Here is a 24,693-nt window from a genome sequence, read left to right as displayed (position 1 = left end):
TGTTTGCAATTTGATTCAACAAAGCTATCCGAATTTCCTGCTAAGAATTTTATAATAACAAAATAATGATCAAAAGTGATGCAACCAGCAGCCGGGATATGCATAGCGGCGCTTCCGGTCCTTTTATAAGGATAGCTCTTCTTTCAATGAATCTGTGTTTTACATGAGGATTGAATGCAGGGGGCTAGGGCCTTGAAAATTATCCCCTGTTTTAAATGACACAAGGTACTGGTACCTTGGCAAAGTTAAAAATAAATAGGAAGTATATTCAAAAAGAGGATGCGGATATAGAAATGACACAGAAATACTTCGTAAAGCTGACAGAGTCTGAACAAAACCGGCTTCAAGAGCTAATAAATAGTCGTAATGCAAGCAAAAGTATAAAGAAACGCGCCAATATACTCTTAATGTCAGATATGAGTGCAGGCAACCCCGCAAAGCAAGCAGAAATAGCCAAACGTTGTGGAGTATCCGTAGTTACCGTATATCATACATTAAGAGATTTCGCCTGTAACGGCCTAACCTACACTCTTACATACAAACGTAAAAAGACAACCAATCCCCCCATTGTAACAAGTGAAATGCAAGCCCGTATCATAGCTCTTGCCTGTAGCGAACCGCCAAAAGGATTCGCTAGATGGACAGTGCGGATGTTGACAGAGAAAATCATTGAGTTAGGAATATTGGAAAAAGTATCGCGTGAGACCGTCCGACAAACTTTAAAAAAACAGAACTTAAGCCTCATCTAAAGAAACGTGGTGCATACCAGCAAATAGAAGCATGGAAGTTGGCTTAATATAGCAGAAATTAAGTTGAGTGCTATAACCTTTCAAATGCTTGAACAGGCAAATTTTTTCTATTGAGGATTTACAAAAGAAAATCTCTGCTTGGGAACTCGACGCAATGCTTCGAGTAAATCTGTCGATTGGCATTTTACTACATCCGACGCCCGGTCGAGGCTTAAAAGTCTTTATCAAAATATAACTTTGTCAAGACACTAGTAGAGTATAAGAGAAAAATAGGTTTACAGATGCCTGTTTTTGGGTTAATTAATCATTTTTTCCAAAAAGTGAGGGGATAATTAACTATTTCTTCATAGTCATTTTATATTTTAAAAATGTTAAATTGTTGTAATTGCTGAAGTGTAGTACGCTATGAGATATAAATTAACAGCAGTATTTTAGCCGGATTGTCGGAAGAGGAATTGGCGTAAGGGGGTATGGGCAATGGCCAGTTTTTGAACACTGCGGAAAGGAAGAAGCAATTTCAAACCTGTTGCGGTAATCCGGTTGAAATGCTCGATGATCTTATTCAATACTGACAAAAAGGGAGGACGTCATTCATGAATATTCTGGTTTGCGCTAAACAAGTGCCAGATACTGCGGAAATAAAAATAGACCCGGTTACCAATACCTTGATTAGAGCTGGTGTGCCAAGCATTGTCAATCCATTTGATACAAATGCTCTGGAAGCGGCAGTGCAGCTTAAGGAAGCGCATGGCGGCAGTGTAACTGTAATCAGCATGGGACCTGATCAAGCTAAAGTTGCTTTAAAGGAATGCTTATCTGTTGGCGCCGACAAAGCAGTGTTAATCAGCGACCGGTTATTCGGAGGATCAGATACTCTGGCAACAAGTTACATATTAGCCACAGCAATTAAGAAGCTGGGGACTTTTGATTTGATTTTATGCGGCAAGCAGGCGATTGACGGCGATACGGGGCAGGTAGGGCCTGAGATCGCTGAACATCTTGGCATAGCGCAGTTAACCTTTGTCGCCAAGATAGAAATGAAGGGTGATACGATTTCTGTTCACAGAGAGCATGAGCAAGGTTACGAAATCATTGAAGCTAAGATTCCGGTGGTATGTACAGTACTTAAATCAATTAATGAACCGAGATATGCAAGTGTTAAAAGTAAAATGGCGGCCAATAAAGCAACCATTGAAGTATTAACGGCTGCCGATTTGCCGGAGCTTGATGTGACCAAAATAGGGCTCAAGGGCTCTCCCACCAGGGTGAGAAAAACATTTACACCGCCTAGGAAGGATTCAGGCATAAAAATTCAGGAAAGCACGGATAGGGAATCGGCGCTTAAGTTTATTGAAAAGCTAGTTGTAGCCAAGCTACTTAACCGGGGGTGCTAAGGATGAATATAAAAGATTATAAGAATGTATGGGTATTTATTGAAACTGCCCGCGATGAAGTTAAAAGGGTAGGACTGGAGCTTTTAAATCAAGGCAGAATCTTAGCGGATGCAAATGATGAAAAACTTATCGCAGTTGTTATTGGCCGCCATTTGGATGCGGCTGCCCAATCCGTTATTGCCCATGGCGCCGATGAGGTTATTGTCGTAGAGGGCGAAGAATATGCAGATTATAATACCGACGGCTACACCAACGTAATGGTTAAGCTGGTGGAAAAGTATAAACCGTCGGTAATCCTGATCGGAGCTACGAACAATGGAAGGGACCTGGGCCCTAGGGTATCCTGCAGATTGGCGACAGGTTTAACCGCGGATTGTACAGGTTTGGAAATTAATGAGGAAACCAGAGATGTCGCCTGGACGAGGCCTGCGTTTGGCGGAAATCTTATGGCCACTATCCTGTGTTCTGCTACCAGGCCCCAGATCGGGACGGTAAGGCCCGGCGTATTTAAAAAGGCCCAGCCGGACTTTGCGAGAACAGCAAATATCATACGTGAGGAAATTAAGACGCCGGCGGAGGAGATTAGAACAAAGCTTGTAGGCTTTATCAAGGCGGAAGGCGATGTTGTGGTTAACCTTGAGGAAGCGGAAATCATTGTTTCCGGCGGCAGAGGCCTGGGTAAACCGGAGAATTTCGCCTGTATCAGAGAGCTTGCCGAGGTATTGGAAGCTACTGTGGGAGCATCCAGAGCGGCAGTAGACGCGGGCTGGATATCCCCGCTTCATCAAGTGGGCCAGACAGGAAAAACCGTTGGACCTAAGATATATATTGCCTGCGGTATCTCCGGAGCGATTCAGCATTTGGCCGGAATGTCGTCATCAGACATCATTGTGGCGATCAATAAAGACCCGGATGCGCCAATCCTTGGCGTCGCTGATTATGGAATTGTCGGGGACTTGTTTGAGGTAGTTCCTGTACTTATTGAAGAGATCAAGAAGATCAAGACAAAATAGAAAAATAAAAATAATCCCGTGATCATTGTCCGGGATTATTTATTTGTGTGACAGGGGACGGGGTTGTTGACACAACAATTTATTTCCAACTGTGTCAGTCAGCCGGAGCGGAAGACGGCAGGCAGACAAGCGAACGGCATGTAGGGAAGAAGGGAAATCTCATTGACATTAATCGCCGGATCTGATAAACTAATTCAGGAAATTGAATAAGCCTTTAAACTGGTCCTGTGAGGCTGGGAAGGAATACACTGCATAAATATAACTATGCCTTCTTGCGTCACATGCGCTAAGAAGGCTCTTTTAATAACAGTATATTATTGACTTTCTCCGGTAAGTTTGTTAGTATATATATAAATAAATATTGCATAATTATAAGTGCCTTTAAATTTGGTTCTGCGAAACCGGGAAGGTATACTGCGGAAAAGGTGTTATTGCATAGAAAAATACAAATACTATCCTTTAAGTTGATCCGGGAGGTCGGCAAGGATGTTAACGTGGTCCGGCATAGTACGCCGCAGCGGCCTCTGTATAACTCCTTGTCACCACGGCAGGGAGTTATTTCATTTAGGAGGAATGATTATGATAAAGAGTCGTCAGGTGTCGCTGCGCAACAAGGATATTCTCGGGCTGGAAAATATGACGGTGGCTGAAATGGAGCTGGTATTGGATACTGCCAAAGAAATGAAAAATATCGTTGGCCGGGATATCAAAAAGGTGCCGACTTTACGGGGCAAATCAATGATTAATTTGTTTTTTGAGCCAAGCACCAGGACCAGAACCTCCTTTGAACTGGCTGGTAAATATCTGGGCGCTGATGTAGTCAATATCACCGCCAGCGCCAGCAGTGTGGTCAAAGGGGAAAGTTTGCGGGATACGTTAATGACAGTGGAAGCTATGGGGGTTGATATCATTGTGATGCGGCATGCGGCCGAGGGGGCGGCTCAGTATGCGTCTAACGTCGTTAGTCCGATCATTATCAATGCCGGTGACGGCGCTCATGAACATCCAACCCAGGGCTTGCTGGATATGTTCACAATTAAACAGTATAAAGGACGCTTACATGGGCTCAAGGTTGCCATCTTGGGCGATATTTTACATAGCCGTGTTGCCAGGTCCAACATCTGGGGATTGCAAAAGATGGGGGCTGAGGTGCACATTGCCGGACCTCAAACGCTGCTGCCTAAGTTTATGGAACAGGCCGGCGTTAAGGTACATAACCGGATCGAGGATGCTTTGGCGGATGCTGATGTCGTCAATATACTGCGCATCCAGCTGGAACGCCAGAAAAAAGGGCTGTTTCCGTCAGCACGGGAGTACGCGCGCATCTTCGGCGTAAATCAGGCCCGGCTGGCGTTGGCCAAACCGGATGCGCTGGTCATGCATCCAGGCCCCATGAATCGTGGCCTGGAAATTGCGCCTGATGTGGCTTATAGTGACCAATCCGCCGTTCAGGAGCAGGTAAAAAATGGTTTGGCAATCAGAATGGCAATTCTGTTTTTGGTGTTGATGGGAGGTAAAAACATTGAAACTACTGCTTAAAGCCGGAAGAGTGATTAATCCACAGGAAGATTTTGACGGCATTGCCGATATTTTAATAGAGAATGGCCTTGTGACGGAATTTGGTAAAGATTTGCCGGCCGCGGGAGCGCAAATTTACGACGCTGACGGGTTAGTGGTTACCCCGGGTCTTATTGATATGCATGTTCATTTGCGGGAACCCGGACAGGAAGCAAAGGAGGATGTTGGTTCCGGAACCCGGGCGGCGGCAGCGGGCGGGTTTACGACGATTGCCTGTATGCCAAATACCAGGCCGGTGGTCGATAGTGCGATTATCGTTTCAGGCTTATTGCAGCGGGCGCAGGTTGAGGGACTGGTAAATGTTAAAGTGATCGGAGCGTTGAGTAAAGGGCAGGAGGGCCGGGAATTGGCTGAAATCGGTGATATGCTGCAGGCCGGCGCGGTGGCAATATCCGATGATGGTCATTATGTGGAGAACGCCAAGCTGCTGCTCAACGGACTGGAATATCTTACTTCGTTTGGCCGGCCAATCATCTCCCACGCGGAAGATGAGTCACTGGCCGGCGACGGCTCAATGCATGAGGGCGCTGTATCGGCGATGCTGGGAATAAACGGACGGCCGTCAGTGGCTGAGGACATTGCCGTAGCCCGGGACATTCTGCTGGCTGAATATGCCGGAGGAGCGGTTCATATTGCTCATGTCAGCAGTAAAGGGGCGGTGGAACTTATTCGTCAGGCGAAACAACGGGGGATCAAAGTGACCGCAGAAGTTACGCCGCATCATCTTACGTTAACCGATCAAGCGGTCAGCTCTTTTGACACGGCGACCAAAGTAAATCCGCCGCTGCGCTCAGCCGACCATGTCGAGGCTTTGCTGGCCGGCTTAAAGGATGGAACACTGGATGCGATTGCTTCCGACCACGCACCCCACGCGTTTGAGGAAAAAGACCGTGAGTATCGTTTTGCCCCCAGCGGCTTTGCCGGTTTGGAAACAGCGCTGGGTGTAGTGTTAACCAACCTTTATCATACCGGAAAATTCAGCCTGAATGAAATCGTTGAGAGAATGTCGTCCACCCCGGCCCGGATACTAAACCTAAACCGCGGCGTTATCCGGGCGGGGGAAGCAGCAGATATCACCATCATTGATCCGGATTTGGAATGGATTGTCGACAGTACCAGGTTTTATACCAGAGGCCGGCTGACCCCGTTTGACGGTATGCAGCTTAAGGGTAAAGCGATTGCCACAATTGTCGGTGGCAAAGTGATTATGCAAAATGGCGAGGTGCATAAATGAAAGGCAAATTGATACTAGAGGATGGCAGTGTTTTTTACGGTAATATGCTGCAGGAGGCCGGCGCAGTTGGTGAAGTTGTCTTTAATACAGGCATGACAGGCTATCAGGAAATACTGACCGATCCGTCCTATTGTGGACAGATTGTGACGCTAACCTATCCGCTGATTGGCAATTATGGCACTGCCGGTCTGTTTGAACAAGCCCGGCAATCTTACGTGCGCGGCTTTGTGATTAGTGAGCTGTGCACTGAACCAAGCAACTGGCAGGCCGAAAACAGTCTTGCCGACTATTTGAAGGCCCGGAATATACCCTGCATTTACGGTGTTGATACCAGGGCAATCACCAGGCGTATCCGGTCACACGGCACCATGAAGGGCATTATTGCTCCTGAAAGCGCCAGTAAAGCGCAGATTGCCGAGCTTATGGCCCGGCCGCCCAAGCTGGATGTAGTGCATGAGGTTACTACGAAAGAAATTTATCAAATGCCCAATGACGGTCCTCATGTTGTGGTGATGGACTTTGGCGTTAAACGCAACATTCTCCATTCCCTGCATAAAATAGGCTGCCGATTGACGGTTGTACCGGCCTACACTACGGCCAGGGAAATACTGGCCATGCAGCCTGACGGAATTTTTTTATCCAATGGCCCCGGGGATCCTAAGGATGTCCCGGAAGCCATTGCTGAAATACGAGAGCTTATCGGCCAAAAACCGATGTTTGGCATTTGCCTGGGGCATCAGTTGATTGCCCTGGCCTTAGGGGCCGATACGTACAAGCTGAAATTCGGTCATCGCGGTTCTAACCAGCCGGTGAAAAATTTAAGGACCGGCAGGGTGCATATTACCTCCCAAAATCATGGGTATTCGGTAGATGAAGCTTCACTGGCCGGCAAGAACTTAGTGATTACCCACCGGGCGGTGAATGACGGCACGGTGGAAGGGATGAGCCATAAGGATATACCGCTGTTTTGCATTCAATATCACCCGGAGGCAGCACCCGGACCTGATGATAATACTTATTTGTTTAACGAATTCTGGACGCTGCTGACACAGGGGGAATAACTTATGCCGAAGAAGGACTATCTGCGAAAAGTACTGGTTATAGGCTCAGGGCCGATTATTATTGGTCAGGCTGCTGAATTTGACTATGCAGGCACTCAGGCCTGCCGGGCATTAAAAGAAGAGGGGCTGGAGGTTGTTCTGGTCAACAGCAATCCGGCCACCATTATGACTGATGCGAATATTGCCGACCGGGTTTATATTGAACCGCTGACCCCCGAGTTTTTAGAAGAAATCATTGCCAAGGAACGGCCTGATGGCGTACTGGCGACTTTGGGCGGCCAGGCAGGTTTGAATCTGGCTTTTAAGCTGGCCGAACGGGGTGTACTGGAGAGATACGCCGTGGAATTGCTGGGAACTTCAATTGAAGCAATCAAAAAAGCCGAGGACCGGGAATTATTCAAAGAGACCATGCAGGCCATTGGCGAGCCAATACCGGAGAGCACCATTGTCGAGGACATCGAAAGCGCCCGGCAATTTGCCAGGGAAATCGGATTTCCGCTGATTGTGCGTCCCGCTTATACCATGGGGGGGACCGGCGGCGGAATCGCCGGCAGTGATGAAGAACTGATCGATATTGTTACCCGCGGCCTTAAATACAGTCTGATCGGCCAGGTGCTGATCGAACGGAGTGTGGCCGGCTGGAAAGAGATTGAATATGAGGTCATGCGTGATGCCAACGACAATTGCATCACTGTGTGCAATATGGAAAATTTTGATCCGGTGGGCATTCATACCGGCGACAGCATTGTTGTTGCGCCGTCTCAGACGCTGACCGATCATGAATATCAAATGCTGCGCAGCGCTTCTCTAAGAATTATCCGGGAGCTGGGCATTGAAGGCGGCTGCAATGCGCAGTATGCGCTGGATCCTCACAGCAACCAGTACTATGTGATTGAGGTCAATCCGCGGGTCAGCCGTTCCAGTGCGCTGGCTTCAAAGGCTACGGGTTATCCCATTGCCAAGGTTGCAACCAAAATTGCCATCGGCTATCATCTTGATGAGATTGTGAATGCAGTTACTCAGAAAACAATGGCCTGCTTTGAACCAACCCTGGATTATGTTGTGGTTAAATTCCCACGGTGGCCGTTTGACAAGTTTGTGCTTGCCGACCGAATACTGGGAACGCAAATGAAGGCCACCGGCGAGGTAATGTCCATTGACCGTACCTTTGAGGGCGCGCTGTTAAAAGCAGTCCGTTCTTTGGAAATCGGTCTGCACCGGCTCCATATACCCGAAATTGCCGGTCTTTCGACCGAAGATGTCGAGCTTAATTTAAAGCTGGCGAATGATGAGCGGCTGTTTGTTGTTGCTGAAGCTTTACGACGAAATATTGATATGGAGGAAATACATCAGATTACAGGAATTGACCGGTGGTTTTTACATAAAATCCTCAATATTGTTACCATGGAAAACCGGCTGCGCACGGATGAATTGTCGGCAGGGCTGATGGCTCAGGCGAAGAAAATCGGCTTTGCCGATAAAACCATTGCCGAACTTACCGGCAATGGCATTGATGAAATAAGAGCACTGCGTAAACAGCAGAATATTATCCCCAGCTATAAAATCGTCGATACCTGCGCGGCGGAATTTGAAGCGGCCACGCCTTATTATTACTCAACTTATGCTCAGGAGGATGAAGGCGTCGGTTCCAATAACCGCAAGGTGATGGTATTGGGCTCCGGCCCGATCAGAATCGGGCAGGGCGTGGAATTTGATTATTGTTCGGTTCACTCCGTATGGGCTCTGCGGGAAATCGGCGTGGAGTCGATCATTGTGAATAATAATCCGGAAACAGTGAGTACCGACTTCGATACGGCCGACCGTTTGTATTTCGAACCGCTGACGCCGGAAGATGTACTGAATATCATTGATAAGGAACAGCCGGAAGGCGTTATTGTCCAGTTTGGCGGACAGACAGCCATTAATCTGGCCGGGCCGCTGACCCAAGCCGGTGTAAAAGTATTCGGCACGGCAGTGGAAAATATCGATAAAGCCGAGGATCGCGAGAAGTTTGATGCGCTGCTGGAGGAGCTTGGCATTCCCCGGCCTCAGGGCGCAAGCGTCACCAATGTCCGGGATGCCGTGACCGCCGCCGACGGCATTGGTTATCCGGTAGTTGTTCGCCCCTCCTATGTTTTAGGAGGCCGGGCAATGGAAATTGTTTATAGTGAAGCCGAACTGAATGATTATATGACCAGAGCGGTTAAAGCCTCTCCTGAGCACCCCGTTCTGGTGGATCGTTACATGCAGGGAACCGAGGTTGAAGTTGATGCGATTGCCGACGGGCGCGAAGTGCTCATTCCCGGCATTATGGAACACGTGGAAAGAGCCGGCGTTCATTCCGGCGACAGTATTGCGGTATATCCTGCGCAAAACCTGACGCAGGCGGTCATTGACACCATTGTGGATTACACCAGGCGGCTGGCGGTAGGGCTGAATGTTCGAGGCCTGATTAATATTCAATATGTAGTGGTGGATGAAGTTGTTTATGTAATTGAAGTAAATCCACGCTCCAGCCGTACCATTCCGTTTCTCAGCAAGGTGACCAATATTCCGATGGTTAATGTAGCCACCAGGATCGCGCTGGGTGCAACTTTGCATTCACTGGGCTATACGCCGGGCTTGATGCCGCCCAAGCCGTATATTGCGGTTAAAGCGCCAGTCTTTTCGTTTGCCAAAATGCAGCAGGTCGATATCTCCCTGGGACCGGAAATGAAATCGACCGGTGAAGTAATGGGGACTGACTATCATTATGCCAGAGCATTGTATAAAGCGCTGACTGCCGCCGGCATGAATGTGCCGTCTCAGGGGACGGTGCTGTTTACGGTAGCCGACAAGGACAAAACGGAAGCCGGCGGGCTGGCGCAGGGCTTTGCCGAACTGGGCTATAGCCTGGTTGCGACGGCCGGTACCGCGCAATATCTGCAATCACTTGGCCTGGATGTGGAAATCGTTCAAAAGGTTCATGAACATAAAGCCGATATTATCCAAATGATCAAAACCGGCAAGATCAATATGGTGATTAATACACTTACCCACGGCAAGGAGCCTGAACGGGACGGCTTTAAAATCCGGCGGGCTACCGTCGAGCATGCCATTCCCTGCCTGACCTCCATGGATACCGCCAAGGAAGTGCTGCATGTGCTTGGTTTTATGCGGGAGCGCCGGCTGGTTTATGCGCTGGCTTTGCAGGACTATGTCGGCGGAGGGGATGGGCTTGCCTAAAATATTGGTTCAGGCGCCGGTTGTGCAGCACATCACCATTGCCAATTTAATCAATAAGCTTACAATGTATATGCCGGGAGTTGCCGTTCAGGCAGTTCCCGGGCAGTTTATCCACCTCCGGGTCAGCGATAGTTGTCAGCCGCTGTTAAGGCGTCCGCTGAGCATCGCGGCGGCGGATGCAGCTAAAGGAACAGTCAGCGTTATCTACCGTATTGTCGGCACGGGAACAGCCCGGCTGGCTGAATTGAAAACCAATGATGTTGTTGATGTCATGGGACCACTGGGCACAGGGTTTGATCCGGAATGCAGCCGGCCGCTGTTGATCGGCGGTGGCATGGGTCTGGCGCCGCTGGTCTTTCTGGCCCGGTGGCTATGCCCGCGCCCGCTGGAAGTTTTGATGGGCGGCCGTACTGAGCAGGAGCTGTTCTGGCTGGAGTTATATAAAAAAACCTGTGATAAAATCCATGTCACTACCGATGATGGCTCAGTCGGCCAGCGCGGTTTTACTGTGGATGCCCTGCCGGGCTTATTGGCTGCCGGCGGTTATGACCGGATTTACGGCTGCGGCCCGCGTCCGATGCTGGAAAAAATAGCCGTGCTTGCCTGCAGGTTTGGCATTCCCTGTCAGGTGTCGCTGGAAGAACATATGGCTTGCGGCGTGGGCGCTTGTTTATCCTGCACCTGCGCCGGCAAAGCCGGAAAACGGAAAAAAGTCTGCACTGACGGTCCGGTTTTTTGGGCCGAGGAGGTATTCTGATGCCGGTTAATAACGAATTGATTTCTTCGGACATGATGGCGGTGGAAATTGCCGGCATTAAAATGAAAACGCCGGTGATGACTGCCTCGGGTACTTTTGGCTTTGGCCTGGAGTATGAAGAATTTGTCGACATTAATCAAATTGGGGCAATCGTAGTAAAAGGGACGACACTGCTGCCCCGCAGCGGCAATGCCGGCGTCAGGATTGCTGAAACGCCCGCGGGAATGCTCAATTCCATCGGCCTGGAGAACCCGGGGGTGGAAGCGTTTCTCGCCGCCGCTCTGCCAAAGCTGGCCCAATATGATGTCCCGGTTATTGTCAATATTGCCGGCAATACTGTGCAAGAATATGGGGAGCTGGCTAAACGTCTGGAGACTTCCGGTGTTGCCGCAGTGGAACTGAATATTTCCTGTCCCAATGTAAAACAGGGCGGAATTGCGTTTGGCACCGACTGCGACAGTGCGGCGGCGGTTGTCAGCACGGTTAAGGCCAGCACCAGCCTGCCGGTAATTGTAAAATTATCGCCCAATGTGACCGATATTGCCGCAATGGCCCAAACCGTGGAAGCGGCGGGTGCTGATGCGATATCTTTAATTAACACTTTACTTGGCATGGCCATCAATATCCACACCCGTGCACCGGTTTTAGGCAATGTTGTGGGCGGCTTGTCCGGGCCGGCGGTAAAGCCGGTGGCTGTGCGGATGGTCTGGCAGGCAGCCAACGCCGTGAAAATTCCGGTAATCGGCATGGGCGGAATCATGACGGCGGAGGATGCGGTTGAGTTTATGCTGGCCGGCGCCAGCGCTGTTGCCGTCGGTACCGCCAATTTTGTAAACCCCTGCGCTATTGTAGAAATAACGGCAGGAATCAAAGCATATCTTGTTGCCAAGGGGCTGGCCAACGTCGGCCAGCTCGTCGGCGGAGTGAACCTTAACGGATAACGTCAGGAGTGGGTATATGAAACCTAATCAGCGGTTAATTGTGGCGCTGGACTTTTCCAGTATGGGTGAAGTGGAACAACTGGTTGAGCATTTAGGCGGCAGTGTAAACTACTATAAAGTCGGCATGGAGTTATATTTCAGCGTTGGCAATCGAGTACTGCATTATTTACAGCAGCAGAATAAGCAGGTTTTTTTAGATTTAAAGCTTCATGATATTCCCAATACGGTGGCCCGGAGCCTGAAGTCGCTCACCGGACTGGGCGCAGCAATGCTGAACGTGCATGCTTTCGGAGGGCCGGCTATGCTTAAAGCCGCGGCTGAAGCGGTCGCCGGCGAGGCTGAGCGGCTGAGAATGGAAAAACCAAAGCTGATTGCCGTTACTGTGCTTACCAGTATGGACCAAACGGAGTGGTCGAGCATTGGCCAGACGGCTGAGCTTTCCGGTCAGGTTGTTAACTTTGCGCGGCTGGCTCAGGCTGCCGGCATTGATGGCGTAGTAGCTTCACCGCAGGAGGCTGCCCTGATCAGAGAAGCCTGCGGCAATGACTTTTTGATTGTTACACCGGGAATCAGGCCGCAGGGCAGCGAGCGAAATGATCAAAGCCGGGTGGCGACGCCTCATGGCGCGTTAGCGGCCGGAGCCAGTCATCTGGTGATCGGGCGTCCGGTTACTGCAGCAGCCGATCCCCGGCAGGCGGCTGAGCGGATTTTAGCGGAAATGGAGGGCGAATAAATGAATGAAGCTGAAGTAAAACAGCTGTTTATCGATACCGGTGCGATTATGGAGGGACATTTTTTACTGACGTCAGGTTTACATAGTCCATTATATGTGGAAAAATTTCAAGTCCTCCAGCATCCTGCGTTTACTGCCCGCCTGTGCACGGCCTTAGCCGGCAAATTTGCAGCCGAACAGGTGGAGGTGGTCGTCGGGCCGGTTACCGGCGGCATCCTATTGGCTCACGAAGTTGGCAAAAATCTTGGTACCAGAGCGATTTTTACCGAGCGCGAGAATGGGAAAATGACCCTGAGGCGCGGGTTTGTCATTAAGCCGGGGGAAAGAGTGCTGATTGTGGAGGATATTGTAACCACCGGCGGATCTGTTCAGGAAGTGCTGGAGGTAGTCCGCGAACACGGCGGTATTCCGGTGGGAATCGGGCTGCTGGTTGACCGGAGCGGCGGCAAGGTCAATTTTGACGTTCCCTGCAAGGCCTTGTTAAAGCTGTCTGTTACCACTTATCAACCGGAAGGCTGTCCGCTGTGCAAAGCCGGCGTACCAATGACGAAACGGGGCAGCCGGAAGCTGTAATGATAACGGTTTAACTGCAAGTACCCGAAATACGCAAAGGGACAGCAAATAAACCAATGCAAAAAAATGGCATAAAAATTCCTAAATGTAGTTTGCGAGCTCAGTTTTTTATTGAAGGCAACGGCATTAATTACAATATCTTAACGCAGTTTTTCGAACATAATCACCTCTGTTTTTGCCGATAATAATTGTGCAGGAGGTGATAAAATGGCAAAAGATGTTAAGTGCCGGGTTGAAAACTGTAAGTTTTGGAGTCAGGGTCAGCGCTGTACTGCGAACGCCATTGAAGTAAGTGTAGACAGTGGCGGAAAACAGGCCGGCGATGTTCAGGAGACCAACTGCCATACCTTTAAACTGCAATAACCAATGAAAACAGTCAGCCGGAAGCTTCCGGCTGACTGTTTTCATTGGCGTTGAATTCCTGCTGCTTGCTTTTTAGTACTTCTTCCCGTAAGCTCAGCCAGATTTGCTGGAACAGTTCGTTGTAATGCACGGTTGTGCGAATTGCTGCAATATCGCGGGGCCGGGGGAGATCAACTTCGACCACTGATTTTATTGTACCGGGATGGGCGGTCATGATCATTACTTTATCACCCACACAAAGAGCTTCATCAATGCTATGAGTAATAAAAACAGTAGTTTTTTTACTGGTATCCCAAATATGCAGCAACTCCTGCTGCAGGAGGATACGGTTTTGTTCATCCAAGGCGCCGAACGGTTCATCCATCAGCAGTATTTCAGGATCAGTGGCAAAGGCTCTGGCAACGCTTACCCGCTGTTTCATGCCGCCTGAAAGCTGACAGGGATACGCGCGGGCAAATTTGTTAAGTCCAATCATCTTAATATAATGGCTGGCAATATCTGCGCGCAGTTTTTTGGCAATGCCTCGCATTCGCAGTCCGTAAGCTACATTTTCGGCAACTGTCATCCAGGGAAAAATGGACTGCTCCTGGAAGACCATCGAATTGACCGGACGATTGCCGCCGTCGCTGTTGATTCTGATCATACCGCCGGACACCTCTTCCAAATCCGCCAATATTCTGAGCAAGGTAGTTTTGCCGCAGCCGCTGGGGCCGACAATGCAGAAAAATTCACCGTTTTTAATGGTTAAATTGATGTTTTGCAATGCCGTTACCTGACCGTGGCTTGTGGTAAATGTTTTGCTGACATTTTTCATTACGATCCGGTTCGTTGTATTGCACATGGCGACCTCCTCCTTAACGGCATTGCTGCTTCCACGGTAATACCAGCCGTTCTAACAGATCGAGAATGAGTGAAAAAATATAGCCAAGCACAGACAGCATAATCAGGGCGACGAACATTTGCTCAATATCAAACATGTCATAAGCCCGCCAAATCATCCAGCCGATACCAGCTTTGGCTGCGGATAGTTCAGCCGCCACAATTAAAATTAAAGCCATGCCCATGCCAAGCTTCAAGCCGGCAAAAATCATCGGCAGAGCGCCTGGCAGAGCGACGGTTAAGTAAAAATTTTTTCGGCTGGCGCCAAAGTTCTTGGCTACATCAAGATAAATCCGATCAATGCTGAGAACCCCGGCCATTGTATTAATTACCACCAGATAGAAAACGCCAATGGCAATGGTAAATATTTTTGAGGTTTCGCCCAGCCCAAAGATTAACAGGATCAGTGGCATTAAGGCCAGCTTGGGGATGGGGTAGGTCGCCGCAATCATTGGCTCAATGGCTGATCGTACGAGGGGCGACAATCCCATGCTGATACCAACCATAATGCCTGGTATCGAACCGGCGGCAAAACCAAAAATCACTCGCTGAACACTTACCGCAGTATGGTGAAAAAGATCGCCCGACAACAGCAGGGGAATAAATGCTTTAAATATTAAGGTTGGACTGGAAAACAACCGGATATCGATAGCGCCGACCTGGGCCAGCACTTCCCATAAGAGCAGAAGTGTCAGCGGCGACAAAACAGATAACATACGAATTGCTGTGGAATCACTTGACAGTTTAGCCATACACTCACCTCATACCAGATCACTTATTGTTGATACGGTCCCAGCTTTTTTAAGGCAAAATCTACAAAGCTATGATCAACGGCATCTTGCAGGCTAATATCTGATTTTAACAGATGATTTTCTTTATACCAGGCCAGGTCGAGTTCCACCCCTTTTAGTTTGACGTAGCCATCCGGGTTGAGGCCGGTGGGATACATTGTTTCGTAAAGGACCGGGTCTTTGACAACGGAGTATTTGCAGAGAATATCAATGATCTCGGCTTTATTCTGATTTTTGAAAAAAGCATTGTTGTAATCACGCAGTGATTGTAGATAGGCGGTCATAAACCGGTTGGCAAGTTCAGGATTTTTGGTCATACTGGTACCGTAAACCAATAGTGCGGTTTGCGCATCCGGGTCATAGTCCACAGGGTCTTTCCAGGGATCAATAATATCTTTGCTCATGCCTAAAGTGACAAAGGGTTCAATGAGCATTGCGGCGTCAATACTTTTATTGCTTAAGGAAACCAGCATATCGGGAAAAGAGCGGATGACCTGAACATCCACGTCGGCAGTGGTTAAACCGCCTTTTTGCAGTATGCGGGCTAAAGCAATTTCATCCAGCGAAGCGGTCGCGACAATCGCTATTTTTTTCCGGTGCAGCTGACTGTAGTCCGTCAAAGCGCCGGCCAGGTCTTTACGAACGACCAGACGGTAATATCCTTTACCTGGTACGTTAATGCCTTTATCGGCGACAATTTTTACCGGTATATCCCGGGACATGGCGTTCAACAGTCCGGAGGAGGTAACTGTTGCGCCAACATCAAGCTGACCTGCCGCCAGTTGATTAATCATTTCCTGACCGGAATTGAATTGCACAGGATCAATGGTAATACCCAAATCAGTATAGTAGCCTTTGGCCATGCCAATCAAAATACCGGCGTCAGAGGCTACCTGCTTCATGCCGACCTTTACCGTGGTTTGCTGCGACAGCGGCGCCAAATCAGGAACCCAATGGGGTGCTTTACCGGTAACAGGCGCAGACGGGGCCTGTGAGCAGGCAGTATGTAATAGAGCGATCAAGACAAACAGCAGAACTATGGTGTATTTCGCAAAAAAATGTCTTCTCATCATTTTCCCTCCCACTTGTCAAATAAGATTACTGCATGTTATTCAAATACCATTATTTTGGTGACAATAGCAGCAGGTTTTTTGCCGATCAGCCAGAATATATAAATATTTAGCAACCCCAGCAAACCCGGCGAATAGACAGAGGCTGAGCTTCCGGCAAAGTTACAGCCGTTCGGACTTCTATCAGACAAGGGAGTTATTATGGAAGAAATCATTAAACAAATTTGCGATTCGGAGCATTTACAAAAGCTTCCCGAAGCTTTACACGGGTTCAAACTTATCCCTGAGTTTATCAAGGAGGACACAGTTTACAGGATATTTCGTTATTGCAATCAAGACCAAAGGCGGAGCTTTTCGGTAATTTATGACAATGCAACCAAAGAATTTATTGCGAAAATTACTGTCGGGTTAGTGGTGTTTTGTGATATTTCCTATATTGTCGCTGATTTAGCGGCATTAGAGAAGGTTTTAGCAGAACATCTGGATCAAACACTCGCCAAACTGGGCTGCTTTAATGTTCAGGATTTAGATCTGATTTTCCGGGAAAAGAAAATCGTCGAATGGTCATATGCAGCTCAATTACCGGAACAAATTGCCGGGTTTGAACTCTTTATCAGGCCGGAGCAGCCGCTGAAAATAATCAACGGGTCTTACATCATTTTAGATTATAGTGATTTTTCCTCTGACAGTAATTTGATTATATATTATAATATTTACCGGGATGAATTTTTTGGCGAAATGCGCATTAAGCGGACACTGCAAATGGCAGCAAATTTTGAAACCAAATTACTGTCAGAACTGGCGGATAAGCTGTCACTTTATCTTGTGCCCGCCCTGGAGGATATGCGTAAGCAAATTCAGGCGGTTTAAGTGATTATGTGCTATTATATAGGTTAAGAAAGGATTTTTAGATGTGGAATACAGCTTTAACGATAGCCGGCTCTGATTCCAGCGGCGGCGCCGGAATTCAGGCGGATTTAAAAAGCTTTGCAGCCTTGGGCGTTTTCGGCATGAGCGCCATCACGGCCATCACTGCTCAAAATACTTGCGGAGTTACCGGCATCCGGGAGCTAGATACAGAAATTATTAATGACCAGATTGATGCCGTGTTCAGCGATATTAGGGTTGATGCCGTCAAAATCGGCATGCTGTCGAATTCGGAAATTATCAAAACAGTAACTGCGGCATTGGTTCGTCATAAGGCGCGCAATATTGTTCTTGATACGGTTATGGTAGCAAAGAGCGGCAGCCAATTATTGAAAAAGGATGCGATTGCAGCTTTGAAGAAGCATCTCATTCCCCAGGCCCTGGTAGTGACGCCAAATTTGTATGAGGCATCGGAATTGGTGGGATTTGAAGTCAACAATCAGGCGGACATGAAAAAAGCAGCTGCAGTGATCAAAGAAATGGGTGCACAATATATTGTGGTTAAGGGCGGCCACTTACCGGGCAGCGCCTGCGATTTGCTGTATGACGGCAATAAGTTCAGCAGCTTTGCCAATGAGCGGATTGACAGTGTGCATACCCATGGTACGGGCTGTACATTTTCTTCGGCTATTGCCGCCGGCCTGGCTAAAGGCTTGAGCGTCGAAGCCGCCGTTGCTGAGGCCAAGCGCTATATTACCATGGCTATTACACACGGTTTTGCTCTCGGCAAGGGGATTGGTCCTACGCATCATTTCTATGAACTATATCATCGAGCTGGTTTGTACTAGTATATGGAGGGTGAAAAATGGCTAGGATCCTAATTTGCGACGATTCCGCTTTTATGAGAATGATGCTAAAAAAGGTACTGGTTGAAAACGGTCATGAGGTGGTTGCTGAAGCCGGTGACGGAAAACAGGCTGTACAAATGTATCGCCTGCACAAACCGGAGGTGACGACCATGGATATAACGATGCCTAATTTAAATGGCATAGAAGCAGTGAAGATCATTCATAATGAGAACCCTTTGGCGCGGGTGATTATGGTTACCGCATTAGGTCAAAAGGCGATCATTAGTGATGCACTGACTGTTGGGGCTTCTGCTTTTATTGTTAAACCTTTTGATCCGGAGCAGGTGGTGGCCGCCATTAATAAAGTGTTAGCCACATAATCAAAAAAACTTGACAAAAAGCTGGATTTTATGTATAATAACTTTTGTTGTCGCAGATGTTGGGGTTAGAGGTTTTAAAAATTGGTTGACATGCAAAAGGCTCTGATATACAATAGATTATGCGTTTAATATGTGGCCCGGTAGTTTAGTCGGTTAGAATGCCGCCCTGTCACGGCGGAGGTCGTGGGTTCGAGTCCCATCCGGGTCGCCATTTTAGATGTTGGCTGTTGGACATTGGCTATTGAATTAAAGCAATAGCAGTCTGACTATAATATAGCAGGTTATTAGTGCGGCTTCCAAAGTCCAAAATCTAATATCCAAAATCCAAATTGCCTCGGTAGCTCAGTCGGTAGAGCAGAGGACTGAAAATCCTCGTGTCGACAGTTCGATTCTGTCCTGAGGCACCATTTATTGCGGAAATAGCTCAGTGGTAGAGCATCGCCTTGCCAAGGCGAGGGTCGCGAGTTCGAATCTCGTTTTCCGCTCCATAAAACGGCGGCATAGCCAAGTGGTAAGGCAGAGGTCTGCAAAACCTCTACTCCCCAGTTCAAATCTGGGTGCCGCCTCCAACAAAATTTATCATGCCGGGGTGGCGGAACTGGCAGACGCAACGGACTTAAAATCCGTCGGATGGTAACATCCGTACCGGTTCGATTCCGGTCCTCGGCACCAAATCTAAGCAAACTAACTTGAGTGTGATTACTACATGCCTTGGACTCTGTCCGGGTCTTTTTGTTTTATAGCGAGCGAATATAGTCAAGCGAATTGAGACTGCAACCGGATGGCAGCGCCGGGATTCAAACTGGGCCAGGATCATACGTCTACGTCCTGCCCGAATGGAGAAAGAGGTAATCACAATAACGGAGAAATTAGTAAAGGCTCCCGCGAAAAACAGGAGCCTTTATATTATAGCCCAAAACGTCCTTTCATAGGGCGGTTTTTTCATGTCTAAAATGAGAGAGGAAAGCCTAAGGCTTACGATGGAACGGTTTACCCGGGCTGAGGAAAGCGCTGGCCGCCAGGGAGCGGCGGATTGAGGCGCTGGAAAAAGAAAACGCCGACCACAGAAGCAACTTGCGGAACGGCCAAAGGAGTTAGAGATTCGTTAGCGATATTGAAATTTGAATTGCTGTCGAACATTTTTCTCAAAAACAAATTGAGCAAATTACGAATGATTTAGTACAACAAATTGAATACCATGGATTGACTATTCATGTTCCTTGGTAAGCGTAGTAGTCAGTAATTCGTATACAGAATCATAGATGTTACGATTCGCTTTTTTCTTCTGTTTTTTCGAGCGCAACTCGAATGACCAGATTTCTTTAGAGAAATTTTTAATACTTTCTTCAGTTTTTTCGATACTGGCCGTAACTTCCTGAATGCTTTGTCTTATCTGTTGAGCTGGGCCTTCCGTTGCATCGTAAGATTCAGTGGTGCGGTTTTGGTGCTTTGAAATAAGAAGTAGTTGATATTCAGTATTTTCCTGAAATTGTAAAATCAGATCGAACGCAAAGTAACAATTTAGATAAGGAGCCTCCGGAATATCATATTTAAGTGTGGCTTTCAAATTTCCGTAAGACGCCGATACAATACGTTCACCCGATTGAACTTCAAAGCCGTTCTCTTTGAAAAACCGGTCAAAGTCATGAAAAGCTTCGGTAATGGAATGTTCAATCTTTGTCTCGATTTTTTTGGCAAGACGTGCAGACAAAGTTCCCTGCTTTTTCTTTAAGTCCTCCAATTCTTTTAACAATGCAAGATTCATTGCAATCACCTCCTTTGGGGTGACATTTCGACAAAGACCAATAATTTCCTGTCTAAACATACAACCGGGTTTTTCTTTTCCGATGAGCGGGAACGCTCCTGCGAGATCGGAAGGTTTAGCGGTGGCGCCTTGGGACAGGTTAAAGGAAAAAGTTCAGACAAAGCGGCCCGTAAGCCTGTGCTTTTAATTCATGTTTGCCAAAACAGGCGGATGAGCCAGGACTGTTGGATGACCCGGCTGACGATTGGATTAAAGGATTTTTACAGGTAAGGCCGAATGTATAAGCGATAAACCATATTATTACCGGGGAGTATTCTATGACAATTCAAAACCAACCCACGATACCGATGCTCAATCAGTTGGAGCAGGTATTTACTTTTGCTTTTATCGAAACAGCAGTATATCATTTTGTTTTTCCCAAACAAGCTCAATATATTGCGGCGCGTATCAGCAAAAAAATATGCCGCTGTTTGTGCTGTAACGAGATTATCGAAGTTGCTTTTAGAAATGAAAGCGTTGTTCATATTGAAAAAAGCCGTTTGGCAGAGCAAAAAAAGCGATATGCCGCTCTTGGACTTCCTTTTCCTGCTGTAGCACAGGGCGAACCGCTTGTTTATCAGCAAACCGGTTACTGTGAAAAATGTTTTGCCGTCAATTTACAGCAACCGGAGCAGCCGGCGCAGCTGGTCTATCACTTATGCCGGCAAATTTATGAACTTGACCGGCAGTTTGCCGCAGCCGCCGGCCGGTTAATGGATTCCGCTGTAAGCAGGTGGCTGGAAAAGACGCCGGATCAACAGTTGTTCAGCTATGATCTGAGCGGCTATATCGCAGTGCGGGAGCTGCTTAGCGGCGTGGTTGCCAATGATGAAGCCGTTAACCGCCATATTAGGGAGTATCAGCGCCGGTATACCGAATTGGCCGGACAGGTCAAGGCTCATTTGACCTGTATTGCCGCAAACAAGTTTACAGCCATTGTTGGCAAACCGCTGGATATCTACGAGACGATGGCAGTGGACATTTATAATGAATATACCGTTGCGTTTCCTGAACCGGACATGCCGGCCGGGGAATTTTTCACTGAAGCGTCGCTGGTCAAGGACCGGATCATGATGTTTTTGGAACAGGGGCGCATCAAGGCCCCGGATGACTTATTGCGGGAACTTGGTTTTGTCGATCAATGGATTGAGTGGCTGGCCCGGCGCATGGCAACAATAGAACAAGATTAGAGAACCCGCCTTCGCCGGGATTTGAGAGCAGCAAAGCCACAGCCTGATGTTCGAAGCCATAACTTACAGGAGGAATGCGCAGGAACCGGGAGGTTACGGGTTATAACATACTAAGGAAATTAACTTTTCTGATTGCAAAGCATGAAACTGCTCTTTGATGTGAGCGGTTTTTTCATTAGCTGTATTCAGCGGCAACTGGGGGTATAACATGGATATATTTATTGTCATGATGACCGGGCTGAATTTGGTTTCAGTCATCGGCTTGTCTATATTGGTCATGCGGGTGTTAAAGCGGCGCAAGGACCTGTCGGTTACGCTTTATGGCATTGAGCGCAGCCTGGAGCGAATGGAGAAATCGCTTCAGGAGGAACTGGCCAAGAGCAGGGCCGAAAACGGCGTTAACGCGAGGGGACTGCGGGATGAACTGGCGAATGCGCTGAATCGTTTTAATGAATCGGTGCTGAGCCGGCTAAATGAAAATGCAGCTCTACAGTTATCGCAATTGGAGAGTTTCGCTAAACAACTTGGTCAGCTTACTCAACGCAATGAGCAGCGGATGGACAAGCTGCGTGATGCGGTGGAAGGCCAATTGAAGGCAATACAGCAGGATAATACCAGGAAGCTGGATGAAATGCGCAAGACGGTGGATGAAAAACTCAACGATACACTGGAGAAAAGACTTGGCGAGAGCTTTCGCCTGGTCAGTGAACGTCTGGAACTGGTTCACAAAGGCCTGGGTGAAATGCAGAGCCTGGCGCTGGGGGTTGGCGACTTAAAACGAGTTCTTACCAATGTCAAAACCCGGGGCATTTGGGGGGAAATGCAGCTAGGCAATATTCTGGAGCAGGTTTTAACTGTTGAACAATATGCGCAAAATGTTGTTACCAGGCCAGGCGGCAATGAACGGGTTGAGTATGCAATCAAGCTGCCGGGCCGGGATAAGGAGGGCAGTATTGTATGGCTGCCCATTGATGCTAAATTTCCGCAGGAGGATTATCAGCGCTTGCAGGATGCCCAGGAGCAGGGGGATTTTGCCGCTGCCGAAGAGACTGCCAAAGCCCTCGAAAACCGCATTAAGGCAGAAGCGAAAGATATTGCCGCCAAATATATTTGTGTACCTGATACTACCGATTTTGCCATTTTGTTTTTGCCGATCGAAGGGCTATATGCAGAAGTGCTGAGACGTCCGGGGCTGTGTGATATACTGATGAGAGAGTATAAAGTGATTGTTACCGGTCCGACAACACTGGCGGCTTTATTAAACAGTTTGCAGATGGGCTTTAGAACGCTGGCGATTGAGAAGCGCAGCTCCGAAGTATGGGGTATCCTGGGGGCGGTGAAAAGTGAATTTGGCAAGTTTGGTATTTTACTGGATAAAACGCATAAAAAATTGCAGGAAGCCAGTAATTCTATTGATAACGCGGCCCGAAAGTCGCGGACTATTCAGCGTAAATTAAAAGATGTGCAGGAATTGCCGCAGGAGCAGGCGGTCAATATTTTAGGTGCGTCAGGTATTGGTGAAACCTTTGCAGATGAAGAATAATACATCACCTTGCCTGTGTCCGGCAGGTGCGCTCCTGGGCCTTGGAGAGCGAAAACCCGGTGCAAATCCAGCCTGGAATTTTAAGAGTTACAGAACTAGCCCCTGAAAAATATAGATGCTATAATATGACGGTGGGCTAATTTTAAAAGGGAGAAAATATACTTAATGAAAAATGTGTATGATGAAATACGTCTTTTTTATGAAGAAGATATAGAGTGGCAACCAATCGTCAGACGGGAATGGGTTGAGGGTTTTTTGCGCCAGAAAGCCTGGCAGGGGGTGGCTGATGCTGAACTCAGAGCGATGTGGCGTAATATTGAAATGTTTATACTTTATCTGATTCATGCTGAGAACGATAGTTTAGACGAGCTTACCGCCCGGGAATACAGTATCGCAGTTGAATGGTTAGCCAGTCATATTCCGGACTACAGTATCAGCATTGAATCGGTACGGCGGTTTTTTGACGTGTTAAAGGATTTTTTTCAGTATCTGTATAGTAAAAAGGCCATTGCCGGAACTGAGGAAATCAACCGGGCGGCACATGAAATCGCCGGCGGCGATACATTAAGGTTGATGAATATTGATGACTCTGAGCTGGGGATATTCAGTGAAGATTTTGACGCTCCGGCGCTTCTGTCTGATGAGTTTGGCAAGCGGGTTGGCGATACGGTGGAACGGTTGATGGTGAAAATTGGTTCTTATTTTCAGCAGGAGCAGTTTAGTAATGATTTTGACCGCGCTTTGTACTTGTACACCGGCCCGTTCGATCATGTGCCTGAAAATGAGCAGGATGAATTCTGGCTGGGGTTCTGGGATTATTTTCTCTTTGATTATCATTTGCTTGAAAGTGATGAAAAACCATTACAGCATTTCTTTGATTTGCAATACAAAACACTGAATGCTGATGAACGGCAAATTTTACAGGATCTTTTAAACGCGCAATTTACCGTGTTTTACATCAGCAGGATTCTGGGACCGGATTGGGTGGAATGCATTGATTTATTTACCGGCGCCGTGATGAAGCTGCCCTATCCGGATTTTGAATTCAACAGCCTCAAGAAAATCTTGTTTTATGGTCATCTGTATTCGGGCGGAGTTGTTATGTTGAATTATGTAACTAGTGTTGAGGTCAGCCCCAATCTGCGCCAACGGATCAAAGATGAAGTTCTCCGTCAGAAGGCTATTTATGAAATTCAGTGTCCTGAAGCAACGCTAACCGGTTTTTTTGACAGACATGCTTTGGTTGTTCGCCATACCATTGACGTACTGGTAACTTTGGCTAAGGTGAATGTAACGTCTGCATTTCAGCTTGAGAAAGAATTTCCTGTAGTACGCGACATCCGTACTCCTAATGAGCAGGTAGCTTTATTGCTGGACAAGCTGGCCAGGGAATATGGATTATCCTGCCATGATCTAATGCTGGTTAAGAGAATCTGGCATGATTTTTCTCAGCTGACGGTGGTTACTATTAGAAAGCCTGGCGTATGGGCGGCAGCTGTATTATTTTCATTTGCGCAAATGAATGGAACAGATGATATCTCTCCGGAGGAGTTGGCGGAGAATGTGGGAATATCTGTAACCAGCCTGAAAAATAGCCGTAATAAATTATTTGATGTATTGCAGTTGCAGAAATTTGATCCGCGTTATTTAAGTGAAGAAGGCTTTGTGCTTTCTTTGTTCGTACTTTAGATAGGGGTGAT

At 47.8% G+C, this 24,693-nt stretch carries 22 protein-coding genes and 5 tRNA genes; 23 read left to right on the top strand and 4 right to left on the bottom strand.

Features of this window, described 5'->3' with window-relative positions:
- Positions 1-236: 236 nt before the first annotated feature.
- The 12 genes from BLR06_RS17590 to BLR06_RS17535 all read left to right on the top strand — a co-directional run bounded on the left by BLR06_RS17590 (position 237) and on the right by BLR06_RS17535 (position 13,621).
- A complete protein-coding gene (locus BLR06_RS17590) occupies positions 237-749 on the top strand; it encodes a helix-turn-helix domain-containing protein (RefSeq protein WP_217636934.1) in 513 nt (170 codons plus the stop codon).
- A 593-nt stretch (positions 750-1,342) separates the two neighbouring features.
- Positions 1,343-2,143, top strand: a complete 801-nt coding sequence (locus BLR06_RS17585) for an electron transfer flavoprotein subunit beta/FixA family protein (protein WP_092074901.1) — start codon at positions 1,343-1,345, stop codon at positions 2,141-2,143.
- Positions 2,144-2,145: 2 nt separating this feature from the next.
- Positions 2,146-3,156: an electron transfer flavoprotein subunit alpha/FixB family protein gene (locus tag BLR06_RS17580; RefSeq protein ID WP_092074900.1), complete on the top strand. Its 1,011-nt coding sequence runs from the start codon at positions 2,146-2,148 to the stop codon at positions 3,154-3,156.
- A 582-nt stretch (positions 3,157-3,738) separates the two neighbouring features.
- The gene (locus BLR06_RS17575) at positions 3,739-4,695 is read left to right on the top strand and encodes an aspartate carbamoyltransferase catalytic subunit (RefSeq protein WP_092074919.1); all 957 of its coding nucleotides are present in this window, start codon (positions 3,739-3,741) and stop codon (positions 4,693-4,695) included.
- Positions 4,679-5,968 carry a dihydroorotase gene (locus tag BLR06_RS17570; RefSeq protein WP_092074899.1) on the top strand — a complete coding sequence of 430 codons (1,290 nt, stop codon included), beginning with the start codon at positions 4,679-4,681 and terminating at the stop codon, positions 5,966-5,968. The genes BLR06_RS17575 and BLR06_RS17570 overlap by 17 nt, the downstream gene beginning before the upstream one ends.
- On the top strand, positions 5,965-7,029 hold the full coding sequence (gene carA, locus BLR06_RS17565) for a glutamine-hydrolyzing carbamoyl-phosphate synthase small subunit (protein WP_092074898.1): 1,065 nt from the start codon (positions 5,965-5,967) through the stop codon (positions 7,027-7,029). The genes BLR06_RS17570 and carA overlap by 4 nt, the downstream gene beginning before the upstream one ends.
- Before the next feature lie 3 nt (positions 7,030-7,032).
- Complete coding sequence (gene carB / locus BLR06_RS17560; protein ID WP_092074897.1) at positions 7,033-10,254, top strand: carbamoyl-phosphate synthase large subunit; 3,222 nt, start codon at positions 7,033-7,035, stop codon at positions 10,252-10,254.
- Positions 10,247-11,011 carry a dihydroorotate dehydrogenase electron transfer subunit gene (locus tag BLR06_RS17555; RefSeq protein WP_092074896.1) on the top strand — a complete coding sequence of 255 codons (765 nt, stop codon included), beginning with the start codon at positions 10,247-10,249 and terminating at the stop codon, positions 11,009-11,011. The genes carB and BLR06_RS17555 overlap by 8 nt, the downstream gene beginning before the upstream one ends.
- Positions 11,011-11,952: a dihydroorotate dehydrogenase gene (locus BLR06_RS17550; RefSeq protein ID WP_092074895.1), complete on the top strand. Its 942-nt coding sequence runs from the start codon at positions 11,011-11,013 to the stop codon at positions 11,950-11,952. The genes BLR06_RS17555 and BLR06_RS17550 overlap by 1 nt, the downstream gene beginning before the upstream one ends.
- 16 nt (positions 11,953-11,968) lie before the next feature.
- Positions 11,969-12,685 carry an orotidine-5'-phosphate decarboxylase gene (gene pyrF, locus BLR06_RS17545; protein ID WP_092074894.1) on the top strand — a complete coding sequence of 239 codons (717 nt, stop codon included), beginning with the start codon at positions 11,969-11,971 and terminating at the stop codon, positions 12,683-12,685.
- The gene (pyrE, locus tag BLR06_RS17540; RefSeq protein WP_092074893.1) at positions 12,686-13,258 is read left to right on the top strand and encodes an orotate phosphoribosyltransferase; all 573 of its coding nucleotides are present in this window, start codon (positions 12,686-12,688) and stop codon (positions 13,256-13,258) included.
- A gap of 207 nt (positions 13,259-13,465) precedes the next feature.
- Positions 13,466-13,621, top strand: coding sequence for a DUF1540 domain-containing protein (locus tag BLR06_RS17535; RefSeq protein WP_092074892.1), 156 nt, complete (start codon positions 13,466-13,468; stop codon positions 13,619-13,621).
- A gap of 13 nt (positions 13,622-13,634) precedes the next feature.
- Here the strand turns inward: BLR06_RS17535 and BLR06_RS17530 are convergent, their stop codons facing one another.
- The 3 genes from BLR06_RS17530 to BLR06_RS17520 are packed head-to-tail and all read right to left on the bottom strand — an operon-like array spanning position 13,635 to position 16,364.
- Positions 13,635-14,462 carry an ABC transporter ATP-binding protein gene (locus BLR06_RS17530; RefSeq protein WP_092074891.1) on the bottom strand — a complete coding sequence of 276 codons (828 nt, stop codon included), beginning with the start codon at positions 14,460-14,462 and terminating at the stop codon, positions 13,635-13,637.
- A 13-nt stretch (positions 14,463-14,475) separates the two neighbouring features.
- Positions 14,476-15,252, bottom strand: coding sequence for an ABC transporter permease (locus tag BLR06_RS17525; RefSeq protein WP_092074890.1), 777 nt, complete (start codon positions 15,250-15,252; stop codon positions 14,476-14,478).
- Between the two features lie 23 nt (positions 15,253-15,275).
- Complete coding sequence (locus tag BLR06_RS17520; protein ID WP_245698218.1) at positions 15,276-16,364, bottom strand: ABC transporter substrate-binding protein; 1,089 nt, start codon at positions 16,362-16,364, stop codon at positions 15,276-15,278.
- 198 nt (positions 16,365-16,562) lie between these two features.
- On the opposite strand from BLR06_RS17520, the gene BLR06_RS17515 reads away from it, so the two are divergent.
- The 8 genes from BLR06_RS17515 to BLR06_RS17480 all read left to right on the top strand — a co-directional run bounded on the left by BLR06_RS17515 (position 16,563) and on the right by BLR06_RS17480 (position 19,128).
- Complete coding sequence (locus tag BLR06_RS17515) at positions 16,563-17,231, top strand: hypothetical protein (RefSeq protein WP_092074888.1); 669 nt, start codon at positions 16,563-16,565, stop codon at positions 17,229-17,231.
- Between the two features lie 41 nt (positions 17,232-17,272).
- Complete coding sequence (gene thiD, locus BLR06_RS17510; RefSeq protein WP_092074887.1) at positions 17,273-18,076, top strand: bifunctional hydroxymethylpyrimidine kinase/phosphomethylpyrimidine kinase; 804 nt, start codon at positions 17,273-17,275, stop codon at positions 18,074-18,076.
- A gap of 17 nt (positions 18,077-18,093) precedes the next feature.
- Complete coding sequence (locus BLR06_RS17505) at positions 18,094-18,456, top strand: response regulator (protein ID WP_092074886.1); 363 nt, start codon at positions 18,094-18,096, stop codon at positions 18,454-18,456.
- 134 nt (positions 18,457-18,590) lie between these two features.
- Positions 18,591-18,667, top strand: a tRNA-Asp gene (locus tag BLR06_RS17500).
- A 120-nt stretch (positions 18,668-18,787) separates the two neighbouring features.
- Positions 18,788-18,863, top strand: a tRNA-Phe gene (locus tag BLR06_RS17495).
- Between the two features lie 6 nt (positions 18,864-18,869).
- A tRNA-Gly gene (locus BLR06_RS17490) sits at positions 18,870-18,944 on the top strand.
- A gap of 6 nt (positions 18,945-18,950) precedes the next feature.
- Positions 18,951-19,025 (top strand) — tRNA-Cys (locus BLR06_RS17485).
- Positions 19,026-19,039: 14 nt separating this feature from the next.
- A tRNA-Leu gene (locus BLR06_RS17480) sits at positions 19,040-19,128 on the top strand.
- 535 nt (positions 19,129-19,663) lie between these two features.
- Here the strand turns inward: BLR06_RS17480 and BLR06_RS17475 are convergent.
- The gene (locus tag BLR06_RS17475) at positions 19,664-20,221 is read right to left on the bottom strand and encodes a hypothetical protein (RefSeq protein ID WP_092074885.1); all 558 of its coding nucleotides are present in this window, start codon (positions 20,219-20,221) and stop codon (positions 19,664-19,666) included.
- A 317-nt stretch (positions 20,222-20,538) separates the two neighbouring features.
- Between BLR06_RS17475 and BLR06_RS17470 the strand changes: the two genes are divergently transcribed.
- From BLR06_RS17470 to BLR06_RS17460, 3 genes are all read left to right on the top strand, one after another.
- On the top strand, positions 20,539-21,450 hold the full coding sequence (locus tag BLR06_RS17470; protein ID WP_092074884.1) for a hypothetical protein: 912 nt from the start codon (positions 20,539-20,541) through the stop codon (positions 21,448-21,450).
- 208 nt (positions 21,451-21,658) lie between these two features.
- Positions 21,659-22,993 carry a DNA recombination protein RmuC gene (locus BLR06_RS17465; RefSeq protein WP_092074883.1) on the top strand — a complete coding sequence of 445 codons (1,335 nt, stop codon included), beginning with the start codon at positions 21,659-21,661 and terminating at the stop codon, positions 22,991-22,993.
- 165 nt (positions 22,994-23,158) lie between these two features.
- Positions 23,159-24,682: a hypothetical protein gene (locus tag BLR06_RS17460; RefSeq protein WP_092074882.1), complete on the top strand. Its 1,524-nt coding sequence runs from the start codon at positions 23,159-23,161 to the stop codon at positions 24,680-24,682.
- Positions 24,683-24,693: the final 11 nt, after the last annotated feature.

Source organism: Dendrosporobacter quercicolus (genome assembly GCF_900104455.1).
In the GTDB taxonomy this organism is placed as follows: domain Bacteria; phylum Bacillota; class Negativicutes; order DSM-1736; family Dendrosporobacteraceae; genus Dendrosporobacter; species Dendrosporobacter quercicolus.
This window is presented reverse-complemented; position numbering and strand designations above follow the sequence as displayed.